We start from the raw sequence: 22933 nt of genomic DNA, 5'->3' as shown, positions 1-22933 counted from the left end.
GGAAGGTGCAAAGATAAGTACCTACACAAAATTAATTACACATCCAACTTTGTTACTCTTTAGACGTATCAAGGGTTTCAAGTCAACTCAGTCGGCAATTAATTTTGTTTACCTACTTATTGGTGTCAGCTTAAGGGCAAACCCTCAGTCCGGCAGTCCGGCAGGGGTTTAAACCCCTGCCTCAAAGCGAAAGTCGTCTGAAGACGACTAATGAGTTCTTCAGTCCTCTTTGAGAGGACTTTCGCTATGAGACAGGGAATTCATTCCCTGGCGGACTGCCGGGTGGGCGGGAGGACTGGGTGGACTGACAGCTTAAGTTGACACGCTTTGGGCATTGCCGTATCCAGAGTTGCCGTGTTGTCGATCGTTATATCTGAGCTCTTGAACCATTCTCAAGAACGGGCAAGATGCCCGTTCCACAAAGAGTGAATTTCTTGTGGAACTGGCATCTTGCCCGTTCATAAACGATTTGACAAGGGTGAACCCAACCAATTACCAGAACCACCGCCGTTTTGCTGACCAGGTTAACTCGCACACCATCCCCTTCGGTTGATTCGGGTAGCGCCGAAATGCTCCGCCTAACTGTTTGGCTAAGTTCTTTGCAAGCTGGGTTCCTAATCCTGAAGGTTGAAGTTTAGGGTTTGGCTCTTCGGTTGTTTCCCTGTCTCGATCGATTTGGGCCAAGCTAAGCGTTTCTGACTGAGACGGTTTCCCCCTACCATTATCCGCCACCCGAATCACCTGCCGATCGCCCTCCTGAGTGCAAATTACGGTCAAGCGAGTGGCTTCGATCGCGTGTTTCCCCACATTGCAGAGCGCTTCTTCCAGAAAGCGGCAGAGTGCTCGCTTGTGTTCCAACCGCAGATGCGAGGTGTTCAAAGGATCGAACTGCACAATTTTGAATTTGAGCGTTTTGAGGTAAGGCAGTTCTTGTTCTAACGTGTTGCAATAGACTTTGTAGAGCAATTCATGCAGTGGAGCCTGCAGGGCTAATTCGATCGCACTTCCCATTCGCAAATGCGGTTCATCGGCGATCGCTTCTCGCTGCACTGAGCCGTAAACTGCCCGCAATTCTTGATTCAAGCGTTGCAACTCCGGTAGAAACGGCGGCGGCGGATCTTGCTCCCCAACTGTTCTCAAAATCACCACTAATGTTTGTAAAGGCCCGCTATGAATCGCATTAAAAGTTTGTTCGATCGCAAATTGACGTTCCTCCAAGCGCAGTCGGAGTTCCTGTTCGTGGCGATAAAATAACGCTGCCGTCAACCCAACCCCATTCAACACGAGTACGAGCAATACAGGTACGATTGGCACCCACCATCCCAAAAGAATGAACCAGTAACAGAGCGCGATCGGGGTAATACTAGCGATTAAGAGCCCGATCACAATTTTCCAGGGCGATCGCAGAAATTGTCCCAAACTCATCCCCAAGAGTCCCCAGACCGCAATCCAGAGCGTTTCCCAGCCCTCCCCCCAAACCTGAAGCAACGGTCGCCGATCGAGCACCGCGCTAATCATCTGGCTGGTTTCGTGGGCCTGCATTTCGACTCCGTAAATCCGTCCGGGATTGATACCTGCGATCGCACCTGAACTTGCCAAATCCTTCGCGCTAAAAGACATCATCCCAATCAGCACAATTTTGCCTCGAATCCAATCCGGGTTGACCTGTCCCGATTTGATTTGCGAGAGAGAAAGCAGGCGAAACGGCATTGTCCCGCTGCGAACATTCAGCAAAATTTGGTTCCCGCCTGCATCCGCCCCCACATATCCGCCAGAGTTTGACTGCACTCTGGTCAATTCAATGCTGCCAAAGCGCTTCGCCTCCCGATCGCGAATTCCATTACCTAACTTAATTCCTCGGGTTGCTAAATAGAGTTGTGCCAGCCGGATTGCGAAGGAAAAACGGTATTCCTGTCGATCGTTGTTAGTGCCCAATAAACTGCGACGCTGGTAGCCATCCGCATCGAGTACGAAATCTGCAAAGCCAACCTGTTCGGGTGGTAGCGCGGGCGGAGGTGCGACGGTAAAGCCACTGCGATCGGGCAGTGCAATCTCCACTCCGATCGTATTCTTGCTGCTGCGAAACACCGATGTCAGTTCAGCATTACCCGGTTCAACCGGAATATCGCGGACAATATCCAGCCCGATCGCGATCGGTTGATAGGCCTGCAAGCGTTTGAGTAAATCTGCAATATCGCGATCGGGAATCGGATAAGTTCTAGCGCGTTGAATATCCTCCTCAGTGATGCCGACAATTACAATCCGTTCATCCATTGGCTCAGGGGGACGCAGCCGCAGAAATCGATCGAACGCAACCAACTCCCAAAACTGAAGCGCACCGCTCAATCTAGCCATCATCACAGCGACAATCACCATCAACCCTGGAAGCGAGCCGCGCCGCCAAGTCGAGATATCTGCTTTCACTGCTTGTTCTCGATCGGGCTTCAATAATAGACATCTCCAATAATTCTTGTGGAACAGGCATCTTGCCTGTTCTGGACTTGGTATTCGGTCGAGGCCTAATCAATCAATCCTTGTTCCCTAGCTCGCACTTCCGTTTGAATCCGCAGATTTTTGTCATTTTCGGTATGCACATCTAGCACATCTCGAATCTTACTCCAGTAACACTGCACAGTGCGTTCAGAAACATTCATCCGTTTGGCGATCGCAGTATCCTGCAAGCTCTCGTGAAAAGCAAATTGCAACACCTGCATCCAGGCGGGTTTGAGTTGGAGCCCATTGCGGATCTCTCTGGGTGTAGAAATCCGCTCGTGCAGCGCCCAATCAACCATTGCCAGCAAGTCTTTGATCGGGTGGCTCTTATCGACAACTGTGAAGCCGCCCATGTGATTGTCGATCGACGGTTTCAGCCAAACTAAAGTCCGAACATGGGCACTCTGCACCACAATATTCAGACTCGGATACTTATCCATCAACGTTTTGAGGAGTTGAAGCCCTGAATTCGCTTGCGCTATGGAGCCGATCGTCTCTGGCATCACCAGATCCACAATCACCAAATCCGGGGTTCTCTGCGCTATTTGCTCAAGGGCTGCCTGAGCCGTCGAAGCCGTCAGAATGTCTGCCTCTGGATATTCTTGCTTCAGAATGTTAAGCGTGCCACCTAACACCATCGCATGGTCATCCACAACTAAAAAGGTTCGTTTTTCAGATTGAGCTAGAGTTTTGGGCATAGTGCATAAAATAAAAATAGTAAGGGATGCGGGAAAATCAGCATCTTTAGTTTAGGTAATCCGTCATCTTCTTACAATAGAGGAATTACCGGGTTTCCGTCCTGCATCTGTCCGCCAAATGTAGTTGTGGATGTCGGCAACGAGAATTGCGCTTTAGCGCAATTCTGATGATTGTGTTGCAAAATCCGCACTTCATCGTCCTGTATTCATCTCTCTCTTCTCGAACTCTGCGTTCTCTGCGTCCTCTGTGGTTAAATCATTCCCATGCCACCGGAAACGATCTTACGCACAGATAACTCGATCGGAGATTTGATTATATTTCTATTATAATCCTGGTATCCTAGTAAGAATAAGGATAATTTCATGCCAGCAGAAGGTTCGTATCAAGCAAACACGTACAATCTGGAACTTGACGCAGAAATTCAACGGTTAAAAGCTCAAGTTCTCCTCAGTTGGGAAAAGGAAGCGCGCAATTTAAAGTGGTTCGGTTTAGCCGACGGGATGAATGTTTTGGAAGCAGGTAGCGGGCCTGGATTTTTCACCGAAAAACTGTTAGAATTGCTGCCAAACAGTTCGGTAACAGCGGTAGAAATTGACCCGGTACTGCACGAAAAAGCAGTAGCATATTTGCAGGATAAAGGGGGCGATCAAGTAAATCACGTCCAAGCATCGGTTGCGGATACTGGTTTGGTGGCTAACACTTTCGATTTTGCGATCGCCCGTTTGCTGTTCGTTCACCTTCCCGATCCCGTCGCAGCAGCTAGAGAAATATTCCGCATCTTGAAGCCTGGGGGAAAACTGGTGATTATCGATAGCGACGCGGATATGTTTTGGCTGACAAATCCACCGTTGTCAGTCGAGATTGTCCGCGAGAAATTCAAGCAGGTGATGGCGTCGCGGGGCGGCGATTTATCGATCGGGAGAAAGCTGTGCCGCATTCTCAAAGAAGCTGGGTTTGGTAGCGTTGATTTAGAAGCGGTTGTCAGCCACAGCGATATCATCGGAATTAAGGCGTTTCAACCTTTGCTTGACTCCGGGCCCATTTTGCAAATGGTCAAACAAGGGCTGATTTCAGAGTCGGAAATAGCCAGCTATATGGTTTCGCGGGATGAGTTTGTCGCTGCGGGCGATCGATCAATGATGAGTTTTTGGTTGATGGCGTGCGGGGGAAAAAATCAATAAAATTAAGACAGGTTTTTCACAAAACATTGATATTCTGCCGCAGCAAAACCTCTAGCACTCTTGCTAAATTCCCAGCTAACAAATCAAATCCGCGCTTCAGCGTCGGGCGTAAAATCGAGTCAATAGTCAACAATCACAGACGGTGCCACTATAATTTATCTAATTCATCTGCGTTAAGCTGTTCTCCATTTAAATTGTGTGTCAAAAATCACTCAAATTATTGTGGGATGGGCTTCTAGCCTGTCCCGAATATGCAATTTAAACGCGCAACAGTTTAATCTGTGTTTATCTGCCCTCATCGGCAGTGAAAAAAAGAGAATTTTTTACCGCATATAACAATGGATTGACGCAGATTCACGCAGATGAAGGAAGAGAGATAGGAATAATTTAGTAACTTTACACATACCAGTCGAACCAATCGTTGGAGCCGATCGCGCAAAGGCTGTTTGTGAGAGTCAATGGTTCTCTGTCACATTTTAGCTTAACCAATCAAGTCGTTAGCGAAACCCTCGCAGACGATCGCACTTTTTACCAACTCCTCAGCATTCAACCCACTTACCTAACCCCATTAAGAAACTCTGTCCTGGCCTCAATCCTTGAAGACATTAAAACGCAACGCACCAGTAATTCTAAATCCAATTCCGGCAGCAACTCACTTCTGGAAACTTGCTCATAATTATCCTCCCGCAACCCATACACAGCCAACTGATTATTTTCCCAAAACCAGACTTCAGGAATGCGAAGTCGCAGATATTTAGCTAGTTTATTGGTGCTACCGCTAGTCATCGTTACTTCAACGGCTAAATCGGGATGCTCTTTTCTTGAACCTATATAATAAGACTCGTCTGGTTCAAAGGATACATCTCTTGCCCGGTCTCTGCGAGTTGCGCTTCCTACAGGAATATATTCAATTCCCCTTTCACAAAAGTAGAGTTGTAGCAAAAAATTAAGAAGACAACTGATTGTCTCATGTGCTTCACCCAGTGTCATAAACTCGATCCACCCATCAAGATAAGTTATCCGCAAACCCGGAGAGTCGGCCATCAAAGATTCGAGATCCTCAAATTGCTCCCAAGTATAATAACCGGGGAGAATCAATCGCTGTTCTGCAAGCGTACCTATTTCTTCTAAAAGTTGTGCTGTCATAGGTATCACCATCCTATTTGAATATTACTAGCCCCTACCCAGCACAAACCAGGCAGGGGCATTCACTCACATTCTAGCTTAATAGACATCTCTAGAAAAGCAAGCTTTGAACAGGCAGGATGCCTGTTCCACAATAATTATTGGAGATGTCTAATGAACTAGCTCGATCGCCCTTTTAGTCAACGCCTCAGCAGTCAACCCATTAAACGCCATCAACTGACCAGCACTAGCAGTAGTTTCCCCCCGCTTCCAGGCGAAAGTATCCCGCTTGCAATTGCTCCGTAGCATCACAGGTTCCAACATCCCAGAAGCACCGCCTGTCACGCCAATCAAAGCATCTCCGCCAAACATTTCTGCAAATTTCTCATCGCTCAAAAAGCCGCCGTCAGCTTCCGAACAAGTATCCCAAGCAACATCGCTAGCACGATACAAACGCCGGGGATTCACAACAGAAACAATCCGCACTCCAATCCCTTCTGTTTCCAAAAATGCCGCCGCTTCAAACACTGGCATTAACGTCATGTCGCCGACAACTGCAAACACAACTGTCTTATCTCCTGCTATTTCGTGCAGCACTATTGCACCGTCTTGCAAACCTTGGCGAGTCTGTTCAAAAGTAGTGCGAATTGGCAGTGGCGACTTGCTCGCAGTAATCACAACTCCCTTATTTTTAGCAGTCAAAGCCCACTCGTAACAAGCTTGAATGCTGTTAGCATCCGGTGGAAACAAAGGAAACACATTTCCGTTCCGCATCATCGCCGCAAAATAAGCCTCAATTTCCGGCCGTTGGTGCGTCCAACCGTTGCGGCCTTGTTCCAATGCACCCGCTGTAAATAAAGTGACAGTTGCCGGAGTTGGACGGCGCAATTCTGCCATTGCTTGGGTTACAGTTTGCCAAATTGGTAAACCGTTGATGGCAAAAGATTCGTAGGAACACCACAAACTCCGCGCTCCAAATAGCGATAAACCTACCGCTAAACCAGCGCAAGCATCTTCGCTCAAAGGTTCGTAAACTTGACCGTTGGGCGATTGATTGTACAGGTCATCTGTCGTTGGGTGGATAATCTTTAGAGCTTGGTTGATATTGGCAATTGCCGATGCTTCATTGCCGTCAGCATTAGTCACAAGAAAAGTACGATCGCACTCGCCGACTTTCCCTACCAAACGTCCCATTGCTGTTGTCGAAATCTTCGCTTCTCCCCCAACTGCAAATTCTTCTAAAGGCAATTCGCCTAAATCTGCCAGCGGCAATGTAAACTCAGTAACAACTGTTTTCGCCGCCGGCCCGCCGCCCGCACGCTCGCAATTTGTCCGCACCAATTGCCAAGCAGCAGCAGTTAAAGCGCGCTCTTTTAAAGCACTGACAATGTGCGGAGCATCCAGCGTATCTTTCGGATAAAGGTTGTGAGATTTTGCTCCGCGCGCGTGGACGCCGGCACCTTTTAACTGTTTGATAATAAACGCAGTTAATTTGCCACCGAGAGCAGATTTTGCCGCTTTGTCTACTCCTTGTAAAACAGCTTTGGTAAATGCCATCCGCTGTTCGAGCGAAAAAGCAGTGCTGTCCACATAATCTTCCGGTTGATTTTTATCGTCAAATTCCTTAGCATCAACTAAGATAACTTCTTCAAAACCGTTCCCTTGCCAATAAGCAATCATTTCAGCATTAGTTTTAGTCGAAACCATGCTGTGATGTTCCTGAGAATATCCGTTCCAAACCAACACAGGGAAAAAGTTAGTAACACTCGGATAAGCAGTGTGGAAATGCGCCATACTGCTCATCGGATAGGGTTCGCCCATGCCGCCGTCGCCCATTGTGAAAGCAAACAGTTTTTCGCGGTGCAAAAGCGCTCCAGCCATTGCGAAATGCTGCCCTTGTCCGAGGGGGCCGGCCGGTGCTAAAAGGCCGGGAATGAAACCGGAAAGATGTCCTAACAAACCGTCTTTTTCTCGGAATTTATCGCGTACTTGCTGCACGTTGAAAATTCCCATATCCTCCAAAGATCGATCGAGAAACATGGCACTGTAAAATCCCGGCGCGTGATGGCCGACTTCGGTGACAATGTTCTTGTGTCCGAGCATCACCAAAGCGGCATAGGCCTCAGCTTGGCTAGCAAAACCCCCCGGATGTCCCGATGCCTTGCTGGCGGTGACTTGCAGCGTCAGGTAGCGCAGCGCGTCTGCTCCCAGCATCGTTTGAAAGACGGCGACGGGATCGGCAGGATCGGCGATCGACTTGCTCCCCTCGGCGATCGCAGGTGTTTTCCCATAAGTATCAAAACCAGGGACTGTTTCAGAAAAATATTGAATGCCTTCGCAAAAAGCGGGCGTTGTTGACGTTGCCTGCGGGGTAGTTGCTGTCATGCTTGATACCGGAAAAATTTGAATTGGATTAATATAATAGTAATTTTATAGCTTCCGTGTTCCAAAAAATCATGAGTTCTATTAAGCTGTTGCGGCCTTTAAATTGTCTGTCAAAAAACAATCAAAGTCTTGTGGGGAGTAGGGGTTGAGCGTCCCGCCCGCCTCGAATATGCAATTTAAATGCGCGACAGCTTATGTCAGTGATAAATAAGTAAAATCTCTCAAATTTTCAGCTAATAAGTAGTTGTTTGAGAACCCGGAGTTTTTTAATAAATCCGGGTTCTGTGTTTACCCATTACTAATCCCTCTCAAATCTCAAATCGCCAATCTAAAATTGTTCCAGCCGTTCCCGCACATCGATATACAGCACAGTACCGCTTTCAGAAAGAGAAGGCACAGCTTTTTGATTCCGCAGCCAAACAAAAAAACTGCTAAGTGCAGGAGTCGGATCTTGATCGCGGCGCAGCGTGTAGATCAAACCTTCGCAAGGCCCATTAACGCGGCTAGTCGTGCAAATCGCTTTCTGGTTATTTACTATACCCACCGTCACATAATTTAGCTGTTTATTTCGGTTATAATTCTCAAGGCGCTGAGTCACTTGTTGGCAGCGAGTTAAAGGATCGTAGCCAGAACTAGAAAAGAAATTAGAATTCCAGCGAATCCAAGGCTCCCTGAACCCTTGCGGATTTTGATACACAGTCACCGGCTCGCCCGTGGAGGTATCGCATACAAATCCTCCATAACTCCGATTCGGCTGGTTTTGATCCGAGGCGCTGCTGAGAGAAAGATTGCTGAGAATGTCCCAGCCGTTACGCTTGTTTTGTGAAAGCAATGCCATAAAAGCATCGATCGGGATTGCCGCATTTAACCCCGTTTTTATCTCCTCAATCTGACCGTTCCACTGACTTCTAATTGTGCCAACAGTATCCCCCTGACCGTGAATTCCTATTACCCTGCCATCAGCATTAAATACAGGCCCGCCGCTCATCCCGCGCCTGGTTACAGCTTGGTAGCGCAGACGATACCCTGATGAGGCGCTGCCCAAGCGAGAAGAGATGATACCAGTAGTAAACTCAAGTTTTCGTTCAACTCCCGAAATTGGCAGCGGATAGCCAGAAACGTAAATAGCAGAACCAACAACAGCACGTTCTGACTCGCCCATTGGTGCTACTGGATACTGTTCTCGGCTCTGAAACTGGATCAAAGCCAAGTCTATATCCGTGTCATTTTTCGGTAGGCGCTGTATTCTAATCGCAGCATAATCCTTCTCTAAATGAGTGCGAATGCTGTATTTTTGAGCGAGGCTTGCCACTACATGATTAGCTGTCAAAACAGTGTAAATATTACCCTGTTTGGCAATAATTACTCCCGAACCACTAGCAAAAAAACCCAGCGTATTGTTGACTTCCACAGTTGTCAAGGTCGCTAGCTGGGCAATTTCTTCGGCTGTTTTGGCACAGGCAGCATATTGTTGACTGACAAGCGCCGTCACTGTTAATGCACCTGTCAAGATGATTGTCAGCGCGTCAAACCGCAAACTCCACACATTCATCGATAACTCCCTAGATGAAACGAGGCGAACTGCCAATATATACTAATTGGAATTCCCCAACTGGATTTAACCATTTTTTCCGATAATTCCGCTGTTGGTTCACTTCCCTCTTCAAAAGCATAAACGCAAAAATTTGGATCTCGATACTTGCCCCTACAGTTAATCCCAATCAAGAAACCTTTGGCATTAAAAATCGGGTCGCCACTCATACCGATTTTACCTCATTTGTATAGCCCAACCTATAACCTTGAGGCAAAGATTGGGGTAGCGGCACCGAAACGAAGCCCGCGTCAATCGATTTTAGATTTTAGATTTTAGATTTTAGAGGCGACCCCACGGATAAATGCTCTTTCTTGAGGATTTTCGATTTTCGATTTGGGATTGACTTGCGCGAGATAAATCACGTGGCGGGTACCACCTTTGAAATTCGTGGTCAGCGAAACTCCCAACCTCAGCACCCGCAGGAAAGCCGACTGCCAACACTGGCTCAGACACCGCTCCGGGTTCAAGGCTGAATAGTGCTATTTTATACTCGATCGCGCTGCGAAACATAACGATCGCCCGATCGGTATTGCCCAGCCGCCTCAGAACTCCTAGCAGTGGGTGGAGGAGGCCGTCGTCGGTGACAAGTCCGATCGCCACAACCTGCTAGTTAGTGAGCACCGTATAGGTTTGGCCCTGCTGCCGGACGATCGTCCCGGAACCAGAAGATATTCCGGTCGGGATGCGTACCGCTGTTTGACCAAGAATTTCTTGATGGTACAAGCCCCCGGCTTGATCCGTGGAATCAATCCAAAATCTAAAATCTAAAATCCTCAAGCCCCCGAATTTATCCGTGGGGTCGCCTCCAAAATCCAAAATCTAAAATCTAAAATCTAAAATCGAATGACGCCCCAACTTTTCCACCTCAATCCTTGGAATTGGTGATGGGATGGAAAATTTGCCAATCTTTAAGGCTGTCCGAACGGTGGGGAAAAGGGGGCAGTTGCGCGCTATCGGCAGTGTTTTCCCCTAGCTTTTCGCTGACATCAATGTAAGGAATTTTACTGGTTTCATCAAAAGACGGCATCCCGACATATCCTTGGCGCCAAGCCAACAAATTATACAAAGAGCCGATCGGGTCTTGGCCGGGTCTGAGGGTATAAATCAAATTTTGACACCGCCCATTGACTTGATTCGCCGTGCAGATGACGTTCTGGCCGTTCATTTGGCCCGCAGTAATGTACTTAAGCATTCGTTGGCGGCGATAGATTTCGAGGCGTTGACTCACTAATTGGCACCGAGTTGCCGGATCGTAGCCAGAACTGGAGAAATAATCGGAAGTCCACTCAATCCAAGGCTCTACGGCACCTTTAGGGTTTTTGTACACCGTCACCGGCGCACCGGTCGAGGTATTGCACCAAAATCCACTTTCCCCCGGTGCTCGCCGACCGTAACTCGGTCCAGAAGCAACCGTCAGGCCACTGAGGGCGCAAGCTGTTGCCGCCAAAACTTTTGTCAATAATTGCTTTTTCATGATATGTCCACTCTTTATTTAGAGGATTCGGGACAAAAATCACCGAATGCTGAGATAACCCTCTTGACGCGCCTGTTCATTAAAGATCCGCTGACTTCGGAATAATGTTATTCGCGACTTGACCAGAAACCCGTTTTTTTTACGAAAACACTTCGTTGCAGCCGTTATGCCTGGTTAAAAAACCCGGTTTTTTTGCTCTTGATGCGTAAGTTTTGATATTGTTCGCGACTTGCACGTTCCCTCTAACCGCGATTTCGGCGCTGTTAAAAAAGCGATCCGAAGCCGAGCTTAAAATGCGCGCGCCAGTCGGAATTCTGTCCTCATTACTACTAATCAAACTCAGGCTTTTACCAACCGGAAAGAGGCTTTTAACCTCAGACCTTGGAAGGGATCGAGTTGGAACGGTACATCACACCACTGACAAGGTATTTGATATTACTTACGAGCTGGGTCGCAAGCTTGATCTGCTGAGACAGGTAAACTGCTGGGTCACACCAGCGAGGGGCAAAACCCCTCTTATCTGATCTAACACTAAAATCCACGTATTAACAAGAACTCTTAACTTGTTTTCATCTCCGTACTGCGGGAAATACTTCTAAGTGAGTGTAATCAGGGTCTAAGTGCTTTCTACCACCAAAATTCACCCTCCATACACTGACGTTTAGTAAAGTATTAAAAACTATGAACCGTATCTGCAAACCGTTAGGATATTTAGGCCTTTGGTTAATTTTGATGGGCGGTAGCAGTTGTTCTAGCTCCGATGCAGCTACCTCAACCGAAAACCAGAGCCAACTCTCAGCAAGCGCCACTCAATTCCAACACCTACAGCTAACGGGAAATCAAATTGAGGCTCGATCGAGTCAATTCACGCAGCCTTCTAACTCTGTTGCCTCTGTTTTAGGCAGTGCTGACCTCTCAGAAAATACTGCCACCGTTACGGTTTATAAGGTAGATAATTTGTGTCAAACTCTGAACCCGGAAACAGTTACAGGCCCAGAGAACCAGTTAATGTCATCGGCGGTTAATGAAGTGTTAAAGCAGCAGATTTTCGATAGTCTTGGTTTGGCTGGCTATCGCCTCAAGATCGATCGCGACCTCGGAATAGCTACCGTGGATCTGCGAGCCTCCGGAAATTCGCGGCAGAAATTGCAAAATCTGTCGAGTTGTCAAATGTTAGGTTTGTTCGGGGGCGTGCGCCAAACTTTAACCAGTTATGCTCCTTGGCAAATCAAAACTGTTCGTTTTACAGAGCTTGGAGAGAATATTTTGAGCACAGTTCGAGAATAAGCTATTAAAATTATTGGAGATGGGAATTACACAATTCTCCCCTTAAAAACAAGGGTTGGGAGGGATTGAATAAACCTTCAAACCCTTTGAAGTTTTTTGATACTGCTAAGTCCTGTGACCCAAACCCCGGTAATTCCTATGACACTACCTAACGGCCCCACAGATCCACCCCTTGTGCAGCTAATTCAATGGATCGGCGATCCCCTGACATTCATGGATAAATGTGCCAAACAATACGGCGACATTTTCACCGCTCAACTGAACAAGGGGAAACCATTGGTGATGATCCGCCACCCCCAAGCTGTCCAGGAGATGCTCAACAGCAACGCGTTTCACGCTCCAGGCCGCCTGAACAGCCTCCTCAAACCCTTGCTGGGAGAACAATCCATGTTTCTCCTCTCAGGAGAAAGGCACAAACGCCGGCGCCAATTATTGATGCCGCCCTTTCACGGCGAACGGATGCGGAATTACGGCCAACTAATTTGCGATATTGCTCAAGATGTTGCCAGCAAGTGGTCGGTCGATCGACCTTTTGTGGCCCGCAGCGCCATGCAGGAAGTCACCATGCGGGTAATCTTGCAGGCTGTCTTCGGCATGGATGACGGGCCGCGGTTACAAGCACTCAGGCCCTTACTTGCCTCAGTCGTCGATATGACCAACTCTCCCCTGCGATCGAGCATACTGTTTTTCGGCTGGATGCAGCAAGATTGGGGCTCTTGGAGTCCTTGGGGACGCATGAAACAGCGGCAGCGGAAAGTTGACGCACTCATCGACGCGGAAATTGAAGAACGCAGACAGCAACCAGACACCAGCCGCACCGACATTCTCAGCTTAATGATGGCCGCGCGCGACGAAAACGGGCAACCAATGACGAAGGAAGAATTGCGCGACGAGTTGATGACGCTGCTGCTGGCCGGCCACGAAACCACAGCAACGGCCCTAGCTTGGGCGTTTTACTGGATTCACAGTTTGCCCTCGGTGCGCCAGAAGTTGCTGCAAGAATTGGACAGTTTGGGGGAAAATCCCGACCCGATGGAGATTTTCCGCTTACCTTACCTGAGTGCTGTTTGTCAGGAGACGCTGCGAATTTACCCCGTGGCAATGCTGACGTTTTCGCGAGAAGTTCTCACGCCCGTGGAACTGATGGGATATCAACTCGAACCGGGCACGGTTGTCATCGCCTCGATTTATTTGACCCACAGACGGGAGGATTTGTATCCAGAACCCCTGCAATTTAAACCGGAACGGTTTTTGGAGAGGCAATTCTCGCCTTATGAGTATTTGCCCTTTGGAGGTGGCAGCCGCCGCTGTATCGGCTTGGCGCTGGCACAGTTGGAGATGAAACTCGTGTTGGCAACAATTTTGCGGAATTTCGACCTTGTATTGGCCGAGAAAAAGCCCGTACAGGCCAAACGCCGAGGGGTGACTTTAGGGCCGGCTGGCGGCGTGCGGATGGCACTGCTGGGGCGGCGGATGCCGCAGCCGAAGCCTGAACCTGTTGCTACTGGGGTTTGAAGTCGCAGCAGTTGCAGCGGGCGATCGAACTTTCTGCTTTGAGTGCAAACAATTTAGCGAGAATGTGCGATCGTCCGCCAATGCCACCATTTTTTGTAGCACCCGCTACAGATAAATAGCTAGAATCCTTAACCTGTAAGCCTCCCCCCTCTCAATTTTCAAATTCTCAGTCTAAAATAATAGGAGCCTCGCAAACACAGCCTGAAAGCAAAAGTGGGTGATTGCAATAGTCCTCTTGATATCTCAAAAGCATCCCTGCCATACTTTAAAAACATATGCATACCCTGTTATTCAGCAAGGTCGGAAGCGTGTTGGCATTGCCACCAATCTTCCGGCCTCTTTATTTTTTGGGCTACTTCAGGCATTGGAGACAAGATGCAGAAGGCAAGGCAAAAATATAAATTCTCCCCCTGTCCCCCTCTGCCCCTCTCCCCAATGTAGAGCTTCTCCCTCTAATTCCAATAGAATCCGACAGCAAGTTTAAGGAATCACTAAGGAATAATTAATAACTTGTTAAATTATCTCCTTTGGCCCTTCTCTCAATCTTCTGTTTTCAGAAATTCTGACACCGAGACAGACTTCGGGAGACTCTCCATATCTTGAATTTCGCTTTCGTGGGCAAAAAACTCGACTTCTTTGTCGTCAATCTGGATTTGATAGCTAGCGGTAGCTGTCACAACCCGTCGCTTTTTTTTATCTTCTATTAAAACCCAACACACGACAGGTCTTACCCATCTCTCAACGTGCTGGTTTTGCTTGGTACTCCCAAAGGCATACCAGCCTTTAGCTTCAATAATCTGAAGCACTTTAAAATCGTTACTTGCCATATATCTCTATCGCGTTAACTTCAGTATTCTTCTTAGATAGAACGGCTAGCTTGCTAAGCATGGCAAAGGTTTGACTATCCCAAGCCACACTTTATAACCTGATTTTTTGTCAGGAAAAGCGGGTTGGCAGGGCCTTGTCTGCGTTGTTGCCTGCTAAATGTAGTGCGAGCTTTTTGTACTCTCCCACAATTACCGTAAAGTATCTATACCGCATCCTCAAAAAATATTCTCGCATTAGCCTCAACAGCAGCCAACTAGACCTTAGCTAGCTGCATCTAAGTGGATGCCAACTGCTTCTAACGCCTGGTTGGTGAGAGCGATCGGCATACAATCCTGTTAAGAGTTTTTGCTGCAATCAACTATCATCTTTACCCGATGGGGTAAAACTTAACTAGAGGTTGCCGCTTTCAATTCTAAGCCTCGGTGCGCCTAATTACTAATTAATTGTATGGTGTAGTTGATAATTGCCAAACCGTCGATCGCACTCAACAGCCGTGTCTAACTCTTCGATTACCATCACCGTTAAACTGTTCGCCGCCTTCGGTGAAGCCTACGGCGTTTCGGAACTTACATTAGAACTTCCTCCCGAAACCCCAGTGTCTCAAGTGCTCGAAAGCTCGATCGCCCAATATCCTCAATTAGAACAATGGCGCGATCGCACCCGCTTCGGCCTCAACATGGAATTCGTCCCCCCCGACACCATCCTCCAAGACGGCGACGAAGTTGTACTCATCCCTCCCGTCAGCGGCGGGTAGGCTAAGTTGGTTCATCTGAAATGTTGCACCATTCTCAATAAGCTATTTATGAACAGGCTTTCCGGCCTGTTCCACAAAGAGTGAATTTTCTTGTGGAACAGGCCGGAAAGCCTGTTAAGCGAGAATCGTGCAACATCTCAGTTAATCAAAAATTCGAGGTTTTGTAGTTGTGTTCGATCGCACGACTGCCCAATTCTTAGCCAAAAAAAGATTTATTAAGTTTTGTAACAATTTCGTCGGCAAATCATCCTTGATCTCGATCGGGCTGGCGTGCGGGCCTGAAAATCTGGATTAAGAACCCGATCCTGAAAACAACTCAAATCCTTGTGGTCTGGGCGTCCCGCCCGCCCAAATATCAAAGTTAAATACACCACTGTTTAATTGAAAAATCAATCCCGACTAAAAAAATCGGGTATGGTTGACGAGGTAAATTGACCGTGTTAATCTTGCACAAGACTAAGAAAACATCGCAAAACTAGAGAGTTGAGCTATGACCCAGGCCACCAGAACACAATCCACAGCAGCAACCTTCACAGCCCTCAAATGTAAAGAATGCGGCGAAGAGTACGAACTCCAAGCCAAGCACGTCTGCGATTGCTGTTTTGGCCCGCTTGAAGTCAAGTACGACTACGACGCCATCCGCCGCAGCGTCACTCGCCAAACCATCGCAGCCGGCCCCAACTCGATCTGGCGCTACCGCGCATTTTTACCAGTCGCTACAGATAACGTCATCGATGTCGGCACGGGGATGACTCCTCTATTAAAATCCCACCGCTTGGCGCGCCGCCTCGGTCTAAAAAATCTTTATATTAAAAACGATGCCGTCAATATGCCCACTCTCAGCTTTAAAGACAGAGTGGTGTCAGTCGCCCTCAGCAGAGCGAGAGAATTGGGTTTCACAACGGTATCCTGTGCCAGCACCGGCAATTTAGCTAACTCTACGGCTGCGATCGCCGCCCACGCCGGACTCGACTGCGTAGTCTTCATCCCCTCCGACTTAGAAGCAGGCAAAGTCCTCGGCACTCTGATTTACAATCCAACTGTCATGGCAGTTCACGGCAACTACGATCAAGTTAACCGTCTCTGTTGCGAAGTCGCCAATACACATGGCTGGGGATTTGTCAATATCAACTTGCGTCCCTACTATTCCGAAGGCTCAAAAACCCTCGGTTACGAAGTTGCCGAACAGCTAGGCTGGCAATTGCCCGATCACATCGTCGCTCCCCTCGCCTCCGGCTCTTTGTTCACAAAGATTTACAAAGGCTTTAATGAATTCATCGAAGTCGGTTTAGTGGACGAAAAGAAAGTCAGATTCAGCGGTGCCCAAGCTGACGGCTGTTCCCCCATCGCCCAAGCCTTCCGCGAAGGCCGTGATTTCGTCAAACCGGTGAAACCGAATACAATTGCTAAGTCGATCGCGATCGGCAATCCAGCCGACGGTATGTACGCCTTGGAAATCGCCCGCAAAACAGGCGGCAACATTGAATCCGTCAGCGACACCGAAATCATCGAAGGCATGAAACTGCTAGCAGAAACTGAAGGCATATTCACTGAAACCGCAGGCGGCACCACAATCGCAGTCTTGAAGAAACTCGTAGAAGCAGGTAAAATCAATCCCGATGAAACCACAGTCGTTTACATCACCGGCAACGGTTTGAAAACGCAAGAAGCAGTTCAAGGCTACATCGGCGAACCCATCACCCTCGAACCGAAACTAGAAGCATTCGAGCGCGCCCTAGAACGCGCCCGCACGCTCGAACGCCTAGAATGGCAACAAGTTTCGGTTTAATAAATAGTCATTAGTCATCAGTCATTAGTCATTAGTTATTAGTTATTAAGCTGTTGACTACTGACTGAGGACTACTGATTAATAGTCATCAGTCATTAGTCATTAGTTATTAGTTATTAAGCTACTGACTACTGACTACTGACTACTGACTACTGACTACTGACTACTGACTACTGACTAAGGACTAAAAAAATGACCGTCAAAGTTTTAATTCCAACCCCCCTGCAAAAATTTACCAACAATCAAGCCACCATCGAATGCGCCGGCGATAACATTTCCGAACTCATTGAATCGCTGGAAACAAATTGTCCCGGCATCAAAAAAAGCCTGTGCGACGAAAAAGGAGAACCCCGCAGATTTCTCAACTTCTACGTCAACAGCGAAGACATCCGCTTTTTGGATGGCTCAAACACAGCCCTCCAAGATGGCGATGAAGTTAGCATTGTTCCAGCAGTTGCTGGTGGCTGATTTTGCAACCGCAGATGGTGGCAGATAAACACAGATGAACGCAGATAGAATTAATTACTATCTGCGTTCATTTGCGTTTATCTGCGGTTAAAAACGATTCCCTCACTTAGTGAGGAAACCTATTTGTGAAATCCAATCTAGGCTTGTAGTTGCGCTGGGGCGTCCCAGCGCAACTACAAACATAAAACTCATTTCTTTGTTCGCAGTGCGTCAAGGAATTATCCCACTAGGAAGCTGCCCTTGCAGCAGTCCGGGGACGGCGCCGGCCCGTCACCTGATTGGCAGGAGATGGCAAGGATGGGGATGATGGGGATGATTGCGATGATGGCGATGATTGCGATGATAATAGCTTAGGTGCTTCCAGGGCACCTGGAGATACTGCTGCTTTTTCCGATCGCACTGCTTCTTCAGGAATTTGCATCAGGAATACCAGCAACGGATTGCTTTGCAGTTCCCGGCGCATCACTCGCTGAATAGCCTTTTCTATTTGCGTTTGCACTCCTACCCAGTCAATATCAACTTGTGAGTCTGAAGTAGCAGGTTTTACAAATTCTGACCAACGATCGCTCAAAACTGTTTCAATGGTTTGAGTGATTAATTTGATCACCTCTGCGCGATCGGCTGATGTCACTACACCTTTCAAGTGGACTTCCGGCTTAGCAACTAATTTGCCTTCCCAGTTCAAAGCCGCCGCTACAGTTACAACGCCATCTCCGGCCAACTGCTGACGTTCCTTGAGGACACTGGCTTTGACAACGCCCGATCGAGAAGCATCTACCAATTCAATTCCTGAAGGCACTTGACCAGCAACTCGCATTGAATTTTCGGTCAATTCTACGACATCGCCGTTGTCAATAACCACCATATTGCTAGCGGGAATGCCCATGCTTTGAGCCGTCTTGGCGTGCTGGATCAGCATCCGGTGTTCTCCGTGAACCGGCAAGAAGAACTTGGGACGAGTCATGTTAATCATTAACTTTTGGTCTTCTTGACAACCGTGACCCGAAACGTGAATGCCTTTGTCGCGGCCGTAAACCACGTGTGCTCCCAGCATCATCAGTTTATCGATCGTGTTTACCACTGCGATCGTATTTCCGGGAATCGGATTAGCTGAGAAAATGACAGTATCGCCTTTTCTGATTTTCAGTTCGTGATGTTCGCCGTTAGCAATGCGAGTCATCGCCGCCATCGGTTCGCCTTGGGAACCTGTAGTTAAAATCAGCACCTTGTCTTCTGCCAAATTGCGGATTTCTTTCAGCGGTTTGAAAATACTATCTTCGCATTTGATGTAGCCAAGATTGCGGCAGTGAGCGATGACGTTAAGCATCGACCGGCCAACCACTCCGACATACCGATTGTTTTTCTTAGCCAAGTCCAAAACAATTTGCAATCGGTGTACCGACGAAGCAAAAGTCGTCAGCATTATCCGTCCCGGTGCTTGAGCGATAATTCTGTCTAAATTCGGCGCCACAGAACTTTCCGAAGCGGTAAAACCGGGAACTTCCGAGTTAGTAGAATCGCTGATCAAGCACAGCACGCCTCTCTCGCCGTACTCCGCCAGCTTTTGCAAATCAAAATGCTCGCCGTCTACAGGAGTGTGGTCAATTTTAAAGTCTCCGGTGTGGATCACAATTCCGACGGGAGTGTGAATTGCCACCGTAAAACTGTCGGCCATCGAGTGAGTGTTGCGGATGTATTCGACTAAGAAATTCTTGCCAATTCTGACAGTATCCCTGGGTCGAACCGTTCTCAATTCTGTGCGGTGAGACACTCCGGCTTCTTCTAGTTTTCCGGCTAGCAAAGCCATCGCCAAACGGGGGCCGTAGATGACCGGAATTTCAAATTGTTTGAGGTGATAAGGGATACCGCCGATGTGGTCTTCGTGACCGTGAGTCACGATCATACCTTTAATTTTGTGGCTGTTTTCCCGCAGGTAAGTCATGTCTGGAAGGACAATATTTACCCCGTGCATTCCATCTGTCGGGAACGCTAAACCAGCATCTAAAAGAATTATTTCGTCGCCGTACTCGAACACACAAGTGTTTTTACCGATTTCGTGCAGCCCGCCGAGGGGAATAACTTTTAGAGCAGATGCAGTTGTATTTTTGATCATGCGTATCCTTTGTTAGTTATTTTTGTTATTGGTCTGTGGTCTATGGTCTGTCGTCTTTCGTCTTTCGTCTACGGTTCGTTGGTAGGGCGATATTTTTCCAAATATTTATGGAAAAATCCCTGGCGGGTTTTACTCTCCCGTACAGTCAGTTGTCTTTGGCCTTCATTCTTCTATCTTCAGTCTTTAATCCTTGACTGTTAGCTACTTACTAACACTTAATTACTAATGACTGATGACTCAGAACTAATGACTGATAACAACCAATATTCAGTTGTCTGAAAACTCGTTCTCGCTCGTCTAGCTAGCTGATACTGCTGCTAGCTGACTCAGTACGTCCTTTAACTTTTGAGTTACCTCAACGGGCGGATCGCACAGGGGCGGACGGGTGGAGCCTACATCCCAGCCTTGAAGCTTGAGAGCTGTCTTGACGGGAATGGGATTTGTGGTGAGAAAAAGAGCTTTAAACAGGTCAAAAAGTTGCAAGTGAATCTGGGTAGCGACTTGAACTTGACCGGCCTCGAAAGCTTTGATCATCTGTTGCAGTTGTTCTCCTACCAGATGGCTGGCTACGCTAACTACACCAGATCCTCCTACCGCCAACATTGGCAAAGTTAGGGAATCATCTCCAGAATAGATGGCAAATTCAGGGGATGTCAAGCACCGAATTTGACTTGCTTGATCCAAGTTGCCACTTGCTTCTTTTACGGCCACAATGTTGGGGATTTCGGCCAATCGAGCCACCGTCTCCGGCAACATATTCTGACCAGTGCGACCGGGGATGTTATATAACATTATAGGCAATTCTGGAGCAGATTGCGCGATCGCCCGAAAATGATTATATAAACCTTCTTGCGGGGGTTTGTTGTAATAAGGAACCACCTGCAAACAACCATCTAACCCTAGTTTAGCTGCTTTTTTCGTAGCTGCGACTGCTTCTGAAGTAGAATTCGATCCTGCTCCTGCGATTACCAACGCCTTACCGGCCACCGCCTTTTGTACCACCTGAAATAATTCGTACTCTTCATCCCACGTCATAGTGGGAGACTCGCCAGTAGTGCCGCACACTACCAAGCTATCTGTACCGCGATCGGCTAAATGAACTGCCAATTGTTCTGCTACCGCATAGTTAACGCTGCCGTCTTCCTTAAACGGCGTAATCATTGCAGTCAGAACCCGTCCAAACTTTACCACACTTTCTCCGATTTTAGACTGTTGATGTTTGATTTTAAATTTTTGATTTCAGATGAAAGGTTTATCTAAAATCCCCAATTTCAATTTTCAAGTTGCGAGGGTTCCCCTAATTAGAAGCCGCCGCCACTTGGCTTCGCAACAAATTTTTTTCTACCAGCAACTCAGCTATCTGCACCGCATTTAAAGCCGCCCCTTTGCGAATTTGATCGCCCGACAGCCACATTTCCAACCCGCAGGGGTGAGAAATATCTTGGCGAATCCTGCCGACTAACACGTCATCCTTACCGCTGGCTTCTGCGGGCATCGGGAAATAATTAGCTTGCCAGTCTTCTACCAGCTTAACCCCGCTTGCCTGCTTTAAGATTTCCCTGGCCTCGATCGCGCTAAAAGGCTCTGCAAACTCTAGATTAATCGCTTCCGAATGAGCCCGCAGTACGGGAACCCGCACACAAGTTGCCGTAATTTTAATCTCGTCCGTACCAAATATCTTCCGAGTTTCGTTTACCATTTTCATTTCTTCTTCACAATACCCCAAATCGTTAATCGGGGTGTTGTGCGGAAACAAATTAAATGCTAACGGGTAGGGAAATATATCTGTTTTGGGAGTTTCTCCCTGCAAAATTGCTCTTGCTTGAGCTTTCATTTCCTCCATTGCCCTGGCCCCCGCCCCGCTGGCAGACTGGTAAGTTGCTACAACGATGCGCTGTATCGGCCTAACTTTGTGAAGTGGCCAAACGGCAACCGCCATCAAAATAGTCGTGCAGTTGGGATTTGCAATTATACCTCGGTGAGCGGCTGCCGCTTGGGGATTGACTTCGGGAACCACTAGCGGTACCGTCGCATCCATGCGGAAAGCGCTAGAATTGTCAATTACCACTGCCCCGGCTGCCACAGCTTGCGGAGCCCATAATTTAGAAGTAGAGCCGCCGGCAGAGGCGAGCACCAAATCTACATTATCAAAAGATCGCGCCGAAACTGCTTCGACCGGCAGCATCTCGCCACCAAAAGGCAAAGTTGTGCCTGCTGAACGTTCCGAAGCCAGCAGCTTCAAGTTAGAAATCGGAAAACTCCGGCTGTGCAAGAGTTCTAGCAACTCGGCCCCGACTGCGCCGGTAGCTCCTAAAATGGCAACTCGATAGGATTGAGACAAATTAGTTTCCTCCACAAATTAAAGTCTAAACGATCGAAATCAAAAATTTAAATAACTGCAATTCTCAATATCAAACTTAATTAATGTTATGCGATATCAGGAGCATGAGAGGATAGCAATGGTGCAGTTAACCTAAAAGGGCGATCGAACTTCCCGATCGATCCGTGCGATCGTACCCAATCCCAGTTTAGCATCTTTTGCCACTCGCCCACGCCCAATCCGCATCCGGTTAAGTTTTGCGATATATCTGCATTTTCGCAGGCGCATCCATTGACTTTGACTGGCCGCAGAGACCGGCAAGATTGACATCACAGGGCGATATGTGCTATGGTGCATCGGCAATTAGTGGACTTAACCTCCACATTCCTAGCAAAAGCTAGTATCCTCAAACCCAAACTATTTGGCAAGAGCCAAAAAAGTAGCCGGCAATGACTTACAGTCTCATCCGGTAAAGGTGTTGTAGTTGTGCCGTTACGAGTCAAAGCGTACAAAATTAAAATGCAGGCAAAGTCAGATTTGTATGTATTTTATCAAGGAAATTGGGTCTAAAACCCTGTCCTTCTAGGACGGCTTTAATTTCTTAAATCCCTTCCTAAAAGTCAGGAAATTTCTAGTATTCTAGAGTAGTCAAGGTTAAACTCCTGCGCCCTAGTGCATAAAAACAGTTAACGACACACTTTGGCGCGTAAACCGGGGGACAAAGAGCGGCGAAAACTCTATAAACAGCTAGGGGCTTAACACAGTTCCTTTAACCAGAGAAACAAACTATTTAGTCTTGTTAAGTAGGGTAGGGCATACCCGAACTCTAGGTAAATATCCTAGTACGCTTTTGGAGATAGACCAAGAGGGATGACTGCGAATCAGGCTCGTTAATTGGTAGGATTTCT

18 protein-coding genes are annotated in these 22933 nt (G+C 47.7%); 7 read left to right on the top strand and 11 right to left on the bottom strand.

Annotated elements, in window-relative coordinates:
• Positions 1-492: 492 nt before the first annotated feature.
• Positions 493-2424, bottom strand: a complete 1932-nt coding sequence (locus tag QT987_RS05615; RefSeq protein ID WP_333238030.1) for a CHASE2 domain-containing protein — start codon at positions 2422-2424, stop codon at positions 493-495.
• Positions 2425-2519: 95 nt separating this feature from the next.
• Positions 2520-3191 carry a response regulator transcription factor gene (locus QT987_RS05610; RefSeq protein ID WP_333238028.1) on the bottom strand — a complete coding sequence of 224 codons (672 nt, stop codon included), beginning with the start codon at positions 3189-3191 and terminating at the stop codon, positions 2520-2522.
• Positions 3192-3554: 363 nt separating this feature from the next.
• Between QT987_RS05610 and QT987_RS05605 the strand changes: the two genes are divergently transcribed.
• Positions 3555-4373 (top strand): methyltransferase domain-containing protein, encoded by an 819-nt coding sequence (locus QT987_RS05605; RefSeq protein WP_333238025.1) that lies wholly within the window; start codon positions 3555-3557, stop codon positions 4371-4373.
• Positions 4374-4928: 555 nt separating this feature from the next.
• Here QT987_RS05605 and QT987_RS05600 read toward each other — a convergent pair.
• From QT987_RS05600 to QT987_RS05580, 5 genes are all read right to left on the bottom strand, one after another.
• A complete protein-coding gene (locus tag QT987_RS05600) occupies positions 4929-5519 on the bottom strand; it encodes a Uma2 family endonuclease (RefSeq protein ID WP_333238023.1) in 591 nt (196 codons plus the stop codon).
• 150 nt (positions 5520-5669) lie between these two features.
• Positions 5670-7883 carry a phosphoketolase gene (locus tag QT987_RS05595; RefSeq protein WP_333238020.1) on the bottom strand — a complete coding sequence of 738 codons (2214 nt, stop codon included), beginning with the start codon at positions 7881-7883 and terminating at the stop codon, positions 5670-5672.
• Positions 7884-8211: 328 nt separating this feature from the next.
• The gene (locus QT987_RS05590; protein ID WP_333054773.1) at positions 8212-9435 is read right to left on the bottom strand and encodes a COP23 domain-containing protein; all 1224 of its coding nucleotides are present in this window, start codon (positions 9433-9435) and stop codon (positions 8212-8214) included.
• A 321-nt stretch (positions 9436-9756) separates the two neighbouring features.
• On the bottom strand, positions 9757-10077 hold the full coding sequence (locus tag QT987_RS05585) for a hypothetical protein (RefSeq protein WP_333238017.1): 321 nt from the start codon (positions 10075-10077) through the stop codon (positions 9757-9759).
• Positions 10078-10342: 265 nt separating this feature from the next.
• A complete protein-coding gene (locus QT987_RS05580; RefSeq protein ID WP_333238015.1) occupies positions 10343-10951 on the bottom strand; it encodes a COP23 domain-containing protein in 609 nt (202 codons plus the stop codon).
• A gap of 681 nt (positions 10952-11632) precedes the next feature.
• On the opposite strand from QT987_RS05580, the gene QT987_RS05575 reads away from it, so the two are divergent.
• From QT987_RS05575 to QT987_RS05565, 3 genes are all read left to right on the top strand, one after another.
• Positions 11633-12238 carry a hypothetical protein gene (locus QT987_RS05575; protein ID WP_333238013.1) on the top strand — a complete coding sequence of 202 codons (606 nt, stop codon included), beginning with the start codon at positions 11633-11635 and terminating at the stop codon, positions 12236-12238.
• A 138-nt stretch (positions 12239-12376) separates the two neighbouring features.
• Complete coding sequence (locus QT987_RS05570; RefSeq protein ID WP_333238011.1) at positions 12377-13753, top strand: cytochrome P450; 1377 nt, start codon at positions 12377-12379, stop codon at positions 13751-13753.
• On the top strand, positions 13750-13872 hold the full coding sequence (locus tag QT987_RS05565) for a hypothetical protein (protein ID WP_333104963.1): 123 nt from the start codon (positions 13750-13752) through the stop codon (positions 13870-13872). The genes QT987_RS05570 and QT987_RS05565 overlap by 4 nt, the downstream gene beginning before the upstream one ends.
• Before the next feature lie 420 nt (positions 13873-14292).
• Here the strand turns inward: QT987_RS05565 and QT987_RS05560 are convergent, their stop codons facing one another.
• The gene (locus tag QT987_RS05560) at positions 14293-14580 is read right to left on the bottom strand and encodes a hypothetical protein (RefSeq protein WP_333238009.1); all 288 of its coding nucleotides are present in this window, start codon (positions 14578-14580) and stop codon (positions 14293-14295) included.
• Between the two features lie 494 nt (positions 14581-15074).
• On the opposite strand from QT987_RS05560, the gene QT987_RS05555 reads away from it, so the two are divergent.
• The 3 genes from QT987_RS05555 (at position 15075) to QT987_RS05545 (ending at position 17592) form a co-directional block, all read left to right on the top strand.
• Positions 15075-15335: a MoaD/ThiS family protein gene (locus tag QT987_RS05555; protein WP_333238006.1), complete on the top strand. Its 261-nt coding sequence runs from the start codon at positions 15075-15077 to the stop codon at positions 15333-15335.
• A 490-nt stretch (positions 15336-15825) separates the two neighbouring features.
• Positions 15826-17124 carry a threonine synthase gene (gene thrC, locus QT987_RS05550; protein ID WP_333238003.1) on the top strand — a complete coding sequence of 433 codons (1299 nt, stop codon included), beginning with the start codon at positions 15826-15828 and terminating at the stop codon, positions 17122-17124.
• Positions 17125-17316: 192 nt separating this feature from the next.
• Entirely contained in the window at positions 17317-17592 is a 276-nt protein-coding gene (locus QT987_RS05545) for a MoaD/ThiS family protein (protein ID WP_333054763.1), read from the top strand.
• 226 nt (positions 17593-17818) lie between these two features.
• On the opposite strand, the gene QT987_RS05540 is transcribed toward QT987_RS05545, so the two are convergent.
• From QT987_RS05540 to QT987_RS05530, 3 genes are all read right to left on the bottom strand, one after another.
• Positions 17819-19705, bottom strand: a complete 1887-nt coding sequence (locus tag QT987_RS05540; protein WP_333238001.1) for a ribonuclease J — start codon at positions 19703-19705, stop codon at positions 17819-17821.
• Positions 19706-20002: 297 nt separating this feature from the next.
• Positions 20003-20896: a 4-hydroxy-tetrahydrodipicolinate synthase gene (gene dapA, locus QT987_RS05535; RefSeq protein ID WP_333237998.1), complete on the bottom strand. Its 894-nt coding sequence runs from the start codon at positions 20894-20896 to the stop codon at positions 20003-20005.
• A gap of 106 nt (positions 20897-21002) precedes the next feature.
• On the bottom strand, positions 21003-22046 hold the full coding sequence (locus tag QT987_RS05530) for an aspartate-semialdehyde dehydrogenase (RefSeq protein ID WP_333237996.1): 1044 nt from the start codon (positions 22044-22046) through the stop codon (positions 21003-21005).
• Positions 22047-22933: the final 887 nt, after the last annotated feature.

It is taken from the genome of Microcoleus sp. SVA1B4, from assembly GCF_036700545.1.
Lineage (GTDB): Bacteria > Cyanobacteriota > Cyanobacteriia > Cyanobacteriales > Microcoleaceae > Microcoleus.
The sequence above is the reverse complement of the archived record's forward strand: the minus strand, read 5'-3'. Positions and strand labels throughout refer to the sequence as shown.

What these genes read in the sequence shown, in the direction of transcription:
- QT987_RS05605 (WP_333238025.1), top strand. Translation starts at nt 3,555, where the DNA reads ATGCCAGCAGAAGGTTCGTATCAAGCAAACACGTACAATCTGGAACTT.
- QT987_RS05575 (WP_333238013.1), top strand. Translation starts at nt 11,633, where the DNA reads ATGAACCGTATCTGCAAACCGTTAGGATATTTAGGCCTTTGGTTAATT.
- QT987_RS05560 (WP_333238009.1), bottom strand. Translation starts at nt 14,580, where the DNA reads ATGGCAAGTAACGATTTTAAAGTGCTTCAGATTATTGAAGCTAAAGGC.
- QT987_RS05610 (WP_333238028.1), bottom strand. Translation starts at nt 3,191, where the DNA reads ATGCCCAAAACTCTAGCTCAATCTGAAAAACGAACCTTTTTAGTTGTG.
- QT987_RS05570 (WP_333238011.1), top strand. Translation starts at nt 12,377, where the DNA reads ATGACACTACCTAACGGCCCCACAGATCCACCCCTTGTGCAGCTAATT.
- QT987_RS05580 (WP_333238015.1), bottom strand. Translation starts at nt 10,951, where the DNA reads ATGAAAAAGCAATTATTGACAAAAGTTTTGGCGGCAACAGCTTGCGCC.
- QT987_RS05540 (WP_333238001.1), bottom strand. Translation starts at nt 19,705, where the DNA reads ATGATCAAAAATACAACTGCATCTGCTCTAAAAGTTATTCCCCTCGGC.
- QT987_RS05590 (WP_333054773.1), bottom strand. Translation starts at nt 9,435, where the DNA reads ATGAATGTGTGGAGTTTGCGGTTTGACGCGCTGACAATCATCTTGACA.
- QT987_RS05545 (WP_333054763.1), top strand. Translation starts at nt 17,317, where the DNA reads ATGACCGTCAAAGTTTTAATTCCAACCCCCCTGCAAAAATTTACCAAC.
- thrC (WP_333238003.1), top strand. Translation starts at nt 15,826, where the DNA reads ATGACCCAGGCCACCAGAACACAATCCACAGCAGCAACCTTCACAGCC.
- QT987_RS05600 (WP_333238023.1), bottom strand. Translation starts at nt 5,519, where the DNA reads ATGACAGCACAACTTTTAGAAGAAATAGGTACGCTTGCAGAACAGCGA.
- QT987_RS05595 (WP_333238020.1), bottom strand. Translation starts at nt 7,883, where the DNA reads ATGACAGCAACTACCCCGCAGGCAACGTCAACAACGCCCGCTTTTTGC.